Source organism: Streptomyces sp. NPDC093510, from assembly GCF_040683555.1.
Lineage (GTDB): Bacteria > Actinomycetota > Actinomycetes > Streptomycetales > Streptomycetaceae > Streptomyces.
In genome coordinates, this window is sequence record NZ_JBFBEE010000009.1 from 302,729 (window position 1) to 315,048 (window position 12,320).

The following is a 12,320-nucleotide window of genomic DNA, read 5'->3' on the forward strand; positions in this document are numbered from 1 at the left end:
GGGAGTTCTAGGTCCGGGCTACTTCCGGGCTACTTCCCGACTTCCTTCGTCACCAAAGAGATGGCCTCCTCGACGTCGTCCGTGACGTGGAAGAGGAGCAGGTCGGCCTCGGACGCCTTGCCCTGGGCGATGACGGTGTTCTTGAGCCAGTCGACGAGGCCGCCCCAGTACTGCGATCCGAAGAGGACGATCGGGAAGCGTGTGACCTTGCGGGTCTGGACGAGGGTGAGCGCTTCGAAGAGCTCGTCCAGCGTGCCGAGGCCGCCGGGCAGGACCACGAAGCCCTGCGCGTACTTCACAAACATCGTCTTGCGGACGAAGAAGTAGCGGAAGTTCACGCCGATGTCGACGTACGGGTTCAGGCCCTGCTCGAAGGGCAGCTCGATGCCGAGGCCGACCGATGTGCCCTTCGCCTCGACGGCGCCCTGGTTGGCGGCCTGCATGGCGCCGGGCCCGCCGCCCGTGATGACGGCGAAGCCGGCCTCCACGAGGGCCTTGCCGATCTCGACCCCAGCCGCGTACTCCGGAGAGCCCTCCCCCGTGCGCGCCGAGCCGAACACGCTGATCGCGGGCGGGAGTTCCGCGAGGGTGCCGAAGCCCTCGATGAACTCGGACTGGATGCGCAGGACTCTCCAGGGGTCCGTGTGCACCCACTCGGAAGGTCCGTCGGAGTCGAGGAGACGCTGATCGGTGGTACCCGCCTGCACCTTGTCCCGCCGGCGCAGCACCGGGCCGAGCCGCTGCTCCTCAGGACGCTTCCTGGCAGCGTGGGCAGCGCGCTCGGCGCTGTTGTCGGGGTGGCTCATCGTCTGCTCCCTCCATGCGTACGTGACTCACAGCGTAGATCTACGCGGGTTACGTACGAGGGACCTCGGGATGTCCGGCACCAAGAGCGGCACAGGCACCTACGACGTCAGCCAGGCCCGCAGCTTCTCCTCCGCCACCGGGATCAGCGACGCCTCGACGCGCTCGTCGATCTTGTGGGCGAGCAGCGGGTTGCCGGGGCTGTAGTTGACCGCGGGCACGCCGAGCGCGCTGAAGCGGGAGACGTCCGTCCAGCCGAACTTGGGGCGGGCCTCGCCGCCGACGGCCGCCATGAAGGCCGCGGCCGCCGGGTGGGTCAGGCCGGGGCGGGCCGCGCCCGTGTGGTCGTCGACGACGAACTCGTCGACGCCGCAGTCCGCGAAGTAGTCGCGGACGAAGGCGAGGGCCTCTTCCTCGCTGCGGTCCGGGGCGTAGCGGAAGTTGACGGTGACGGTGCACTCGTCGGGGATGACGTTGGTGGCGACGCCGCCCTCGATGCGGACGGCGTTGAGGCCCTCGTGGAACTCCAGGCCCTCCACGACCGGCTTGCGGGGCTCGTACGCGGCGAGCTTCTGGAGGATCGGGGTGGCCGCGTGGATGGCGTTGGAGCCCATCCACGCGCGCGCGGAGTGTGCCCGCACGCCCTTGGTCTTGAGGAGGACCCGCAGGGTGCCCTGGCAGCCGCCCTCGACCTGGCCGTCGGTCGGTTCGAGGAGGACGGCGAAGTCGCCCGCCAGCCAGTCGGGGTGGGCCTCGGCGACGTGTCCGAGGCCGTTGAGGTGTGCGGCGACTTCTTCGTTGTCGTAGAAGACGAAGGTCAGGTCGCGGTTGGGTTCGGTCACCGTCTGCGCGATACGCAGCTGCACGGCGACGCCCGACTTCATGTCGCAGGTGCCGCAGCCCCAGAGGACGCCGTTCTCGTCGAGGCGGGACGGCACGTTGTCCGCGATCGGCACCGTGTCGATGTGCCCGGCGAGGATGACCCGCTCGGCGCGGCCGAGGTTCGTGCGGGCCACGACGTTGTTGCCGTGCCGGTCGACCGTGAGGTGCGGCAGGGCGCGCAGGGCCGTCTCGATGGCGTCGGCGAGCGCCTTCTCCTCGCCGCTCGGGGACGGGAAATCGACCAGTCGCGCGGTGAGCTCCGCGGCGTCGAGCGTGAGGTCAAGCGGTGTCTGAGGCATGCGGCGACCCTAACGCCAGAGGGCGCGCCGACCGGTCGGTGGACTCCAGTACCTTGGACGCGTGCCTGAGCCCCCCACCCTCGTCCGGCGCGGCCGCCCCTTGCGTATCGGGACCGCGGCCGCCGTGCTGCTCGCCGTCGTGGGCTATGTCGCGCTGCAGTACGTGTACGGGGGCAAGCGCGAGCCGCAGTGCACGGTCGTGTCCGGCACGGGTGACGGCGCCTCGTACACCTTCACGGCCGGGCAGGCGGAGAACGCCGCGACGGTCGTCGCGGCCGGCACCTCGCGCGGGATGCCCGAGCGTGCGGTGACCATCGCCCTGGCCACCGCCTTGCAGGAGTCCGGCCTGCGCAACATCACGCACGGGGACCGGGATTCGCTGGGCCTCTTCCAGCAGCGCCCCTCGCAGGGCTGGGGCGACCAGCGGCAGATCATGGACCCGGCGTACTCGGCGGGCCGCTTCTACGAGCATCTGGCCGGCGTCCCCGGCTATTCGCGCCTGCCCCTCACGGTCGCCGCGCAGCGCGTGCAGCGCAGCGGCTATCCGCAGGCGTACGCCAAGCACGAGCCGGAGGCCGCGCTGCTCGCCGCCGCGCTCACGGGCCGCGCGCCCGCCGCCTTCGGCTGCGAGGGCCGTCCCGGGACGGACCCCGGCGGCCCGGCGAAGGTGCGGGCCGCCCTCGCCCGTGACTTCGGCGGCCAGGTGCGTCCCGGTGCCGCCCGGGGGCGCACGGTGACGGTCCGGGTGCCCGCTCCCCTGGCCGACGACCGTTCTCCGCGGCGCGGCTGGGAGCTGGCGCACTGGGCCGTGGCGCAGTCGTCGGCGCTGCACGTCGAGCGAGTCTCGTACGGCGGCCGGGAATGGCGTGCCGGGGGTTCGGGAGAGTGGCGGAAGGTGGAGGAGGCGCGGGGGGCCGGGTCCGCGAAAGCGGGCGGGGGCGCGGACGAGGTCCGAATCGTCACTGGGCAGTAGTACGGCGCTTCGCTCGTTCGGGGGACACCAGGTGTGACAGAGCGACACCGTGACCGAGTTTCCCGCCGGGGCCACGCATAATCCCCAAATCCCTTGAGGGCAAAGAGGATTAAGGTTTCTGCAGCGAATCGGCCCGTAAGCCGTTTGCCCCTTTTTCTCCGCAGCCGATAATGCGACGCATTGCCAACTCTTTACGTTGGCGCACCGCAACCTTCGCGGGCTTCGAGCGGTAGTCACTGCGTCCGATCACCGGAAGCCGTCCGGTGGGAAGCCGGAGCCGATCCGGCCGGACAACCCAAACGTTCTCTCCCGTTTGAAGGAGCATCATGTCCCTCCCCCTGACCCGCCGGATCGCCCGTGCCGCGCTGCTCAGCGCAGCGGGTGCAGCTTCCGTGGTCGGTGCGGCCGGCTCCGCGAGCGCCGTTGACCTCCCGGCCTCCTCCGACCTCGGCGGAGTGACCGCTCTGGACGGCGACGGCCTCGGCAACACCGTCGACGACGCGGCTCAGAACGTCGGCACCCTCGCGGGTGACACCGGAAGCAAGGCCGTGAAGAAGTCCGTCCCGGCGGCGACCAAGGCCGTCGGCCGGGCAGGCAAGACGGCGACCCCCGCCGCGCAGAACGCCGCCGGTGAGGTCACGGGCAGCGCGGGCGAGGTGCTCGGCGAGACCGCGAACTCGGCCACCGAGGGCGGCCTGCCGACCGACGACGTCGCGGGCGGGGGCCTGCCCACCGACTCGCTGACCCAGGGCGGCCTGCCGACCGACCAGCTGCCGGTCAAGAGCCTGCCGCTCGGCTGATCCACCCGGCACGCGCACGGAGGGCCCGGAGCCATTGGCTCCGGGCCCTCCGCCGTGCTCGGAGGCGCGTCACGCCAGGCGCTCGACCGCCGCCGCGACCCGCTCGTCCGTCGCCGTCAGCGCCACGCGCACGAAGCGGTCGCCCGCCGGGCCGTAGAAGTCGCCGGGCGCCACCAGGATGCCGAGCTCCGCGAGATGGCCGACGGTGTCCCAGCAGGACTCGTCGCGGGTGGCCCACAGATACAGGCTCGCCTCGCTGTGCTCGATACGGAAGCCGTGCTTCAGCAGGGCGTCGCGCAGGGCGGTGCGCCGCGCCAGGTACCGCTGGCGCTGCTCGTGCACGTGCTCGTCGTCGCCGAGGGCCGCCACGACGGCGGCCTGGGTCGGCGCGGAGGTCATCATGCCGCCGTGCTTGCGGATCTGCAGCAGGTCCCCGAGAACGTCCGCGTCACCGGCGACGAACGCCGCGCGGTAGCCCGCGAGGTTGGACCGCTTGGAGAGCGAGTGGACGGCGACGATGCCCTCGTACGAACCGCCGCACACGTCCGGGTGCAGGACCGAGACCGGTTCGGCCTCCCAGCCCAGCTCCAGGTAGCACTCGTCGCTGACGAGCAGCACGCCGTGCTCGCGCGCCCAGGCGACGGTGCGGGTCAGCTCCTCCTTGGACAGGACGCGACCGGTGGGGTTGGAGGGCGAGTTGAGCCAGAGCAGCTTGAGGCCGGTCGGGTCGAGCGACGTCGGCTCGTCGTAGGCGACGTACTCCGCGCGGGCCAGGCGCGCCCCGACCTCGTACGTCGGGTAGGCGAGCCGCGGGTAGGCGACCACGTCGCCAGGGCCGAGGCCCAGCTGCGTCGGGAGCCAGGCCACCAGCTCCTTGGAGCCGACGACCGGCAGGACGTTGCGGTGCGTGAAGCCGCGGGCGCCGAGCCGTCGCTCACACCAGCCGGTGAGCGCGTCGCGCAGCTCCGGCGTGCCCCACACCGTCGGATAGCCCGGCGAGTCCGCGGCCGCGATCAGCGCTTTCTGGATCAGCTCGGGAACCGGGTCCACCGGGGTGCCCACCGACAGGTCGACGATGCCACCGGGGTGGGCGGCCGCCGTGGCCTTGTACGGCTCGAGCTTGTCCCAGGGGAAGGTGGGAAGCCGGTCGGAGACTGCGGACACGTGGGGACTCCCGTGCTGGTGCTGGTCGAATTGCAAACGCCTCGGTCCCGTGCGGCACAGATGCCGTACGGGACCGGGGCGACGCTCAGGCTGCCGTTACTGGTTCTGCGGCGGCAGTTCGGCGATGAAGGCGTGGTCGCGCTCGATCAGGCCGAGCTTGCTCGCGCCACCGGGCGAACCGAGCTCGTCGAAGAACTCGACGTTCGCCTTGTAGTAGTCCTTCCACTCCTCAGGAGTGTCGTCCTCGTAGAAGATCGCCTCGACCGGGCAGACCGGTTCGCAGGCTCCGCAGTCGACGCATTCGTCCGGGTGGATGTACAAGGACCTCTTGCCCTCGTAAATGCAGTCGACCGGGCACTCCTCGATGCACGCCTTGTCCTTGACGTCGACACAAGGCTGCGCGATGACGTAGGTCACGCTGTCGTTCCTCCTCGATACGGGCGTTGGCGGGCCGTCCTCAGGCTCCGCTCGCCTGGCGCGCGGGAGCGCGGCGTCGTCGATGCCCGCCCCTAGTATCTCCGTTCCTGGGCATGATCCGAACAGGAGGGGCTTACAGAGCTGTGGAATTCACCGGCGGCGGACGACTCGAGGTCCGCATCACCCCTGCTGACGTGGGCAAACGCGTATCGATCCGGCGTCTGAGCGCTGCCTCGGCACCCGGCGAGAAGTTCACCGACGCGGTCGGTGTTCTCACATCGTGGGACAACGGTGTGGTGCTCATCACACGAAGGAACGGCGAGAGCGTCCACATTCCGGAGGATTCCCTGGTGGCGGGCAAGGTCGTGCCGGCCGCCCCCGCGCGCAGGCGGGGGCCCGCGGCCTCGTACGAGGAGCTGGCGCGCGCCTCCGCGCGGGCCTGGCAGCCCGTGGAGAGCGAGCGGCTCGGGGAGTGGGAGCTGAGGTCGGCGGCGGGGTTCACTCGGCGGGCCAACTCCGTTCTGCCGCTGGGCGATCCCGGGCGGCCGCTGGACGAGGCGCTCTCGTACGTACGCGACTGGTACGCGGCCCGTGATCTGCCGCCGTACGTCCAGACCGCGACCGGCGCCGAGGGCGCGCAGGAACTGCTCTGCTCCGGCTTGGAGGAGCGCGGCTGGGTGCGTGAGGTGAGCGCGGAGCTGCACGTCGGCGGGCTCGCCCCGGTCGCCGACCTGGACGCGGACGTCGACCGGGTGCGGCTCTCCCGGTCCTTCGACGAGTCGTGGCTGCGGCGGTACAAGCGGTTCGGCGTTCCCGGACCGCATGTGCTCAAGGTGCTGGCGGGCGGGCCCTCGGTATGGTTCGCTTCCGTGCCCGGGAGCGGTGACGCCCCGGCCGCCATCGGGCGGTGCGTGGTGGACGGGCGCTGGGCGGGCTTCATGGCCGTCGAGGTGGACCCGGAGCACCGGCGTCAGGGGCTCGCCACCGCGGTGATGACCGCACTGTCCCGGCAGGCCCTGGCCGAGGGCGCTTCGGCGGCCTGGCTGCAGGTCGAGGACGACAACGACGGCGCGCGGGCGCTGTACGGCGGGATGGGTTTCGCCGCTCATCACGCCTACCACCACTACCGGTACGGCCCTGCCTGAACGGAAGCGGCGGGGCCCGACGGAGCACGGCACGGCAGAGCAGAACAGAGCACACAGAGCAGAGCACGGCACGGAAACAGCGCCCTGCGAGGGCAGACACGAGGCACGTATGCACGCGGAGTCCGGCGAATGGCGGCGGCGGTTCGCCGAAGAGGCGAGGGCGGAGCGGCCCGGTCTCGCGCCGCTGTGCCTGCTGATCGGCACCGAGGCGGACCCCTCACTCGACCAGGAGGGGATCGACGCCGCCGAGATCGAGCTCGACCGTCTCGCCGGGCTGCTGCCGTACCGCCCCGGAGGGCCGCGCGCGTGGGCGGCCGCGATGGCCGAACTCCTCGGTGAACAGTGCGGGTTCGAGGGCACGCCGGGCGACTACCAGCGCCTTGACTCCTCGCTCCTGCACCAGGTCCTGCGCCGCCGCAGGGGCCTGCCGATCCTGCTCTCCGTCGTATGGATGGAAGTGGCGCGGCGTGCGGGTGCCCCCGTATACGGAGTGGCGCTTCCGGGGCACTTCGTCGTCGGCTTCGGACCACGCGACGACCAGGTCCTCGCCGACCCGTTCGACGGCGGACGGCTGCTGACAGGGACCGACGCGGAGCTCCTGGTCGCGGGCACCGCGGGCACGGGCATCCAGCCGTCCATGCTGACGCCCGCCGACCCGCAGAACATCGTGCAGCGCATCCTCAACAACATCCGCGCCTGGGCCGCCGCCCGGCCCGAGCGGTCCGAAGTAGCGTTGTGGGCCCTGGAGTTGTCCCTCCTGCTGCCCTCACATCCGGCGCGACTGCGCTACGAGAGGGCCCAACTCCTCGTCCAGCGGGGCGATTTCCTGGGGGGCGCCGCGGAACTCGACGCGTACGCGGATGTGGTGACCCCGGTGGAGCCGACCACGGCGGAGCGGGTGCGCCAGCAGGCGCGGGCCGCACGGTCGATGCTGAACTGACCCGGCCCGGACGGCCAGGACCGCCCGGACGGACGTATCGATCGAGGCGACCGGGCACCACGGACGTATGCACCCCCGACCCCCCGGAACCACCGAGTGGCGGCGGCTGTTCGCCGCCGAGGCCGAGTCCTCGCGGCCCGACCTGACGCTGCTGTGCCTGCTGATCGGCACCGAGACGGACCCCTCCCTGGACGAGGCGGGCATCGACGCCGCACGGCGCCTGCTCGACCGGCTCGCGGAACAGGCAAAGCTCGGCCGCCGCTCCCGCCGGGCCGACGACCCGCGGGCCTGGGCCGCCTCCCTGGCCGAACTCCTCGGCACACGCTGCGGGTTCAAGGGAAGACCCGGCGACTACCAGCGCCTTGACTCCTCGCTCCTGCACCAGGTCCTGCGCCGCCGCAGGGGCCTGCCGATCCTGCTCTCCGTCGTATGGATGGAAGTGGCGCGACGCGCGGGCGCCCCCGTCCACGGAGTGGCGCTGCCCGGACACTTCGTCGTCGGCTTCGGACCACCCGACGACCAGATCCTCGCCGACCCCTTCGCCGGCGGCCGGCTGCTGACCGGCACGGACGCGGAACTCCTCGTCGCGGCGGCCACGGGCTCCCCGCTCACGCCGTCGATGCTGGGCCCCACGGGTCCGCTCGACATCGTGGCGCGCATCCTCAACAACATCCGCGCCTGGGCCGCGCCCCGCCCCGAACGCTCCGACGTCTCGCTCTGGGCGGTCGACCTCTGCCTGCTCCTGCCGTCACCGCCGCCCCGGCTGCATTACGAGCGCGCCCAGCTCCTCGTACAGAAAGGGGAGTTCCTGGCGGGGGCGCGGGGGCTGGACACGTACGCCGACGAGGTGGCCGTCCTCGACCCGGCGACGGCCGACCGGGCTCGGCGGCAGGCGCTGGGGGCGCGGGCGATGCTGAACTGACAGGCGGGGCTGAACTGACGGGCGGCGCCGCAGGCGGGTCGTCAGAGCCAGCCCTTGTCCCTGGCGGCCCTGACCGCCTCCGCACGGTTGCGGACGGCGAGCTTCTGGATCGCCATGGAGAGGTAGTTGCGGACCGTGCCGTGGGAGAGGTGCAGGGCCGCGGCGAGCTCGGCGTTGGTGGCACCGTCGGCGGCCGCGCGCAGCACCTCCCGCTCGCGGTCCGTCAGCGGGTTCGCGCCCTCCGCGAGGGCGGCCGCCGCCAGTGTGGGGTCGATGACCCGCTCCCCCGCGAGCACCTTGCGCACCGCCGCGGCGAGCTGGGCTGCGGGAGCGTCCTTCACCAGGAACGCGTGGGCGCCGGCCTCCATGGCGCTGCGGAGATAGCCGGGGCGGCCGAAGGTGGTCAGCACGACCACCTTCACCGCGGGGAGCGCCGCGTGCAGTTCGGCCGCCGCCTCGATACCGGTCGTGCCCGGCATCTCGATGTCGAGCAGCGCCACGTCCACGGCGTGTGCGCGGGCCGCGGCGAGCACCTCGTCGCCGCGGGCCACCTGGGCGACGACCTCGATGTCCGGCTCCAGGCCGAGCAGCGCCGCGAGGGCCTCACGGACCATCGACTGGTCCTCGGCGAGGAGGACTCGCACGGATGCGGCAGGGCGGTGGCCGGGGTCCCGGGGCGTCTCTTGCATGGTCATCAGGCTACGGCCGGCGCTCATCGCGCCCACCACGCGGCGCCGATGCCACCGGCGGTGGTGACGAGTGGGACCAGCCACACGGGCACGCGCTGGACGGTCACGTGCAGGCCCCCGCAACGGAGTTCGAACTGCGGGGGCGCGGAGTGGGGCGGTGTGGGGCGAGGTGGTGCGGATGCCATAGCGCTCTCCCTGATCGACGGGGCCAAGCAACATGTTCCGATCGTTCCCTCTGAGCGCTACGGATCGTAACCATCCGTCTCCATGCATCGATCGGGGCACGGTGGCACAAGGGGGCGCATGGATCTACCGGCCTACCGAGGCGTCATGGGGACCGTCTCCGTCACGGGCACGCGGACCACGAGGCGGAAGCCGCGGCGGGCGCCCGGCCCCGTCTCCAGGGCCCCGCCCACGGCCTCCACGCGTTCGGCGAGACCCGTCAGACCGTTTCCCGCGGCGGCACCGGCGGCTCCGGCAGCACCGGAACTGCCCACTCCGTCGTCCTCCACCGAGAGTTCGAGGAGCGGTCCGCCGAGCGTCTGCCGTGCCGTGAACGCCACCGTGCAGCGCCGGGCCCCGCTGTGCCGCACGACGTTGGTCACGGCCTCCCGCAGCGCCCACGCGAGCGCCGCCTCCGCCTCCTCCCCCGGCAGAGCGGCGGGCGGCTCCGGGGGCAGGACGGCCTCGATGTCCGCGGCGGTCAGCGCGGTGCGGGCGCCGGCCAGTTCGTCGGCCAGGGTGCGCCTGCGGTACCCGGAGACGGCCGCGCGTACGTCCACCAGTGCCTGGCGGCTGACCTGTTCGATGTCGGCGATCTGCCGGGCCGCCTTGTCGGGGTGGTCGGGGAGCATCCGCCCGGCGAGCTCGCTCTTGAGCGTGACCAGGGAGAGCGAGTGGCCGAGCAGATCGTGCAGGTCCCTGGCGAGCCGCAGCCGTTCCTCGTTGGCCGCCAGTTGGGCGACGGTGGCACGGGCCTGCCGCAGCTGGAGCGTGGTGCGGACCAACTCGCGTACGCCGGACATCGCGAAGCCCACCAGGAGGGCGATCACCCCGAGGTTGGTGACCAGGTCCCCGAGGCCGTCGTAGCGCAGCCCCACCAGAATCATCAGGAAGGTGACCGCGGGGATGATCCAGAGGGAGTACCGGATCGGCAGGACGGCGCCCGCGGAGACCGAGACGTACACGAAGAGCCCGAGCCAGTGGTCGCCGAGGCTGAAGGCGAGCACCGCCGCGAGGACCACGAGGAGCGCGAAGGAGACGATGACCGGGCCCCACCGCAGAATCCTGGTGGTGTAGCGGAAGACGAGCGTCAGGTAGCAGGCCACGAAGACCGCGAGGCCCGACGCGCCGAGCATGGTGGCGACGGTCGTGTGCCGGCCGTCGGCCAGGTCCTTGATCGGCCAGCTCAGGAAGATGAGCCAGACACCGATCCAGCCCGACTTCACCAGGAGCTGACGGCGGCCCTGGGGCGGGCGGCCGAACGTGTACACGGGGTGCAGCTCGCCGCCCGTGGCGTCTGTCTCGCTCACGCCTTCAGTGTGTCCTTCCGGTACAGCCAGGCCGCGCCACCCGCGAAGAGAAGGAAGTAGGCGACCAGGAGCATGACGTCCTTCGCGTGCGGTGCGTCGCCCAGTTCGATGGCCTGCCCGAGGGCAGCGTACGCGTGGGTGGGCAACCAGGACGCGGTCTCCCGCAGCCAGTGCGGGAACGTCGTCACCGGCATCCACAGCCCGCCGAGGACGGAGAGACCGAAGTAGATGATCATCGTGATCGGGCGGACGGCGTCGCCGGTCGCGAAATAGCCGATGGCTACGCCGAGCGCCGCGAAGCAGAGGCTGCCCGCCCAGATCGAGCCGGTCAGCGCCAGCCACTGCCAGGCCTCGAAGCGGACGTCCTTGAAGAGCGCGGCGACCGCGAACACCACGACGATGGACGGCAGGCTGACCACGGCCGCGCTCGCGGTCTTCGCCAGGACGTAGCCGCGCCCGGGGAGCGCGGTCAGGCGCAACTGCCGCACCCAGCCGCTCTCGCGCTCCTTGGCGATGCGTTCGCTGTTGCCCATGAGTACGGCGGTGAGGGCGCCGAAGGAGGCCATCGAGACCATCATGAACGCGGGAACGGACAGGCCCGTGTCGGGGACCTCGTCGGAGCCGTTCTGCGTGCCCGAGACGATCACGAAGAGCACCGACGGATAGATGACGGAGAAGAAGAGGAACTTGCGGTTGCGCAGGGCGCGGGTGATCTCGAGCTTGATCAGGCTGTTCATGCGGTCCTGGCCTCCTCGGCCTCGGTGATCGCCACGAAGGCCTGCTCCAGGCCGAGCCCGGCGACTTCGAGGTTGCGGGGGTGGACGCCGAGCCCGTACAGCGCGTGGACCGTGGCGTCGGCGTCCGCCGACTGGAGGCGGACCGTGTGGCCCGCGATGTCGAGCGCGGTCAGGGAGGGCAGCGCGCGGAGCCGCTCCGTGAGCGCCGGGTCGATCCGCTCCAGGTCGAACGCGACCTTCCGCACGCCCGCGCGGGCCTTGATCTCGGCCGCGGTGCCGTCCGCGAGGAGGCGGCCGCGGTGCAGGACCAGGACGCGGTCGGCGATCGCGTCGGCCTCCTCCAGGTAGTGCGTGGCGAACAGGACCGCGCGGCCCCGGCCCGCCTGCTCCCGCATGGTGGCCCAGAACGCCTGGCGCGCGGTGACGTCCATGCCGGTGGTCGGCTCGTCGAGCACGATCAGGTCGTGGGCGCCCGCCGTGGCGAGCGCGAAACGGACGCGCTGCTCCTGTCCGCCGGAGAGCTTGTCGACCTTGCGGTCCGCGATCTGCGTGATGCCCGCGTGGACGAGCACGTCGTTCACGCGGTACGGCCTGGGGTGCAGGTCGCAGGCGAGCGTGACCAGTTCGCGCACGGTGACCTCGCCCATCAGGCCACCGCTCTGCAGCATGGCGCCGACCCGGCCCGCGGCGATCGCCTCGCGCGGTTCCGTCCCGAAGATCCGCACCGTGCCGCTGTCCGGGCGGCGCAGGCCCAGCAGCAGGTCGAGGGTGGTGGACTTGCCCGCGCCGTTCGGCCCGAGGAGGGCCACGGTCTCGCCCGGGTGGAGGTCGAGGGTCAGGCCGTCGACGGCGCGGACGTCCCCGAAGCTCTTGGTCACCCGTTCGAAGTTCACCGCGGAGGTGTCAGGCGGTGCTGTGGTCGTCGTCATGCCGACCATCGTCACAAAAGCGCAGGTCGCGGCGGCAGTGTCGGTTGTGCTGACTCCGGCATGACAGATGTCATGCCGGAGTTCGTG

The 12,320-nt window shown here is 71.8% G+C and carries 14 protein-coding genes; 5 read left to right on the forward strand and 9 right to left on the reverse strand.

Annotation, left to right across the window (positions count from 1 at the left end; all coding sequences use genetic code 11):
* Positions 1–29: 29 nt before the first annotated feature.
* Together AB0N81_RS17150 and dapE are read right to left on the reverse strand one after the other, a co-directional pair.
* Positions 30–806, reverse strand: coding sequence for a TIGR00730 family Rossman fold protein (locus tag AB0N81_RS17150; RefSeq protein WP_365358908.1), 777 nt, complete (start codon positions 804–806; stop codon positions 30–32).
* A gap of 99 nt (positions 807–905) precedes the next feature.
* On the reverse strand, positions 906–1,985 hold the full coding sequence (gene dapE, locus AB0N81_RS17155) for a succinyl-diaminopimelate desuccinylase (protein ID WP_365358910.1): 1,080 nt from the start codon (positions 1,983–1,985) through the stop codon (positions 906–908).
* A 61-nt stretch (positions 1,986–2,046) separates the two neighbouring features.
* On the opposite strand from dapE, the gene AB0N81_RS17160 reads away from it, so the two are divergent.
* Together AB0N81_RS17160 and AB0N81_RS17165 are read left to right on the forward strand one after the other, a co-directional pair.
* Positions 2,047–2,958: a heavy metal transporter gene (locus AB0N81_RS17160; RefSeq protein WP_365358912.1), complete on the forward strand. Its 912-nt coding sequence runs from the start codon at positions 2,047–2,049 to the stop codon at positions 2,956–2,958.
* 326 nt (positions 2,959–3,284) lie between these two features.
* Positions 3,285–3,758: an ATP-binding protein gene (locus AB0N81_RS17165; RefSeq protein ID WP_365358914.1), complete on the forward strand. Its 474-nt coding sequence runs from the start codon at positions 3,285–3,287 to the stop codon at positions 3,756–3,758.
* A 69-nt stretch (positions 3,759–3,827) separates the two neighbouring features.
* On the opposite strand, the gene AB0N81_RS17170 is transcribed toward AB0N81_RS17165, so the two are convergent.
* Entirely contained in the window at positions 3,828–4,922 is a 1,095-nt protein-coding gene (locus AB0N81_RS17170) for a bifunctional succinyldiaminopimelate transaminase/glutamate-prephenate aminotransferase (RefSeq protein ID WP_365358916.1), read from the reverse strand.
* A gap of 96 nt (positions 4,923–5,018) precedes the next feature.
* Complete coding sequence (fdxA, locus tag AB0N81_RS17175; protein WP_282541490.1) at positions 5,019–5,339, reverse strand: ferredoxin; 321 nt, start codon at positions 5,337–5,339, stop codon at positions 5,019–5,021.
* A gap of 143 nt (positions 5,340–5,482) precedes the next feature.
* Here fdxA and AB0N81_RS17180 point away from each other — a divergent pair, with 143 nt between their 5' ends.
* The 3 genes from AB0N81_RS17180 to AB0N81_RS17190 all read left to right on the forward strand — a co-directional run bounded on the left by AB0N81_RS17180 (position 5,483) and on the right by AB0N81_RS17190 (position 8,346).
* The gene (locus tag AB0N81_RS17180; RefSeq protein WP_365358919.1) at positions 5,483–6,484 is read left to right on the forward strand and encodes a GNAT family N-acetyltransferase; all 1,002 of its coding nucleotides are present in this window, start codon (positions 5,483–5,485) and stop codon (positions 6,482–6,484) included.
* A gap of 109 nt (positions 6,485–6,593) precedes the next feature.
* Entirely contained in the window at positions 6,594–7,424 is an 831-nt protein-coding gene (locus AB0N81_RS17185; protein WP_365358921.1) for a transglutaminase-like domain-containing protein, read from the forward strand.
* A 67-nt stretch (positions 7,425–7,491) separates the two neighbouring features.
* Positions 7,492–8,346: a transglutaminase-like domain-containing protein gene (locus AB0N81_RS17190; protein WP_365358923.1), complete on the forward strand. Its 855-nt coding sequence runs from the start codon at positions 7,492–7,494 to the stop codon at positions 8,344–8,346.
* A gap of 41 nt (positions 8,347–8,387) precedes the next feature.
* Here the strand turns inward: AB0N81_RS17190 and AB0N81_RS17195 are convergent, their stop codons facing one another.
* From AB0N81_RS17195 to AB0N81_RS17215, 5 genes are all read right to left on the reverse strand, one after another.
* A complete protein-coding gene (locus tag AB0N81_RS17195) occupies positions 8,388–9,035 on the reverse strand; it encodes a response regulator transcription factor (RefSeq protein WP_365358925.1) in 648 nt (215 codons plus the stop codon).
* 23 nt (positions 9,036–9,058) lie between these two features.
* On the reverse strand, positions 9,059–9,220 hold the full coding sequence (locus AB0N81_RS17200) for a hypothetical protein (protein ID WP_365358927.1): 162 nt from the start codon (positions 9,218–9,220) through the stop codon (positions 9,059–9,061).
* 132 nt (positions 9,221–9,352) lie between these two features.
* On the reverse strand, positions 9,353–10,567 hold the full coding sequence (locus AB0N81_RS17205) for a histidine kinase (protein WP_365358929.1): 1,215 nt from the start codon (positions 10,565–10,567) through the stop codon (positions 9,353–9,355).
* Positions 10,564–11,304, reverse strand: a complete 741-nt coding sequence (locus AB0N81_RS17210) for an ABC transporter permease (RefSeq protein ID WP_365358931.1) — start codon at positions 11,302–11,304, stop codon at positions 10,564–10,566. The genes AB0N81_RS17205 and AB0N81_RS17210 overlap by 4 nt, the downstream gene beginning before the upstream one ends.
* Positions 11,301–12,242: an ABC transporter ATP-binding protein gene (locus AB0N81_RS17215; RefSeq protein ID WP_365358933.1), complete on the reverse strand. Its 942-nt coding sequence runs from the start codon at positions 12,240–12,242 to the stop codon at positions 11,301–11,303. The genes AB0N81_RS17210 and AB0N81_RS17215 overlap by 4 nt, the downstream gene beginning before the upstream one ends.
* Positions 12,243–12,320: the final 78 nt, after the last annotated feature.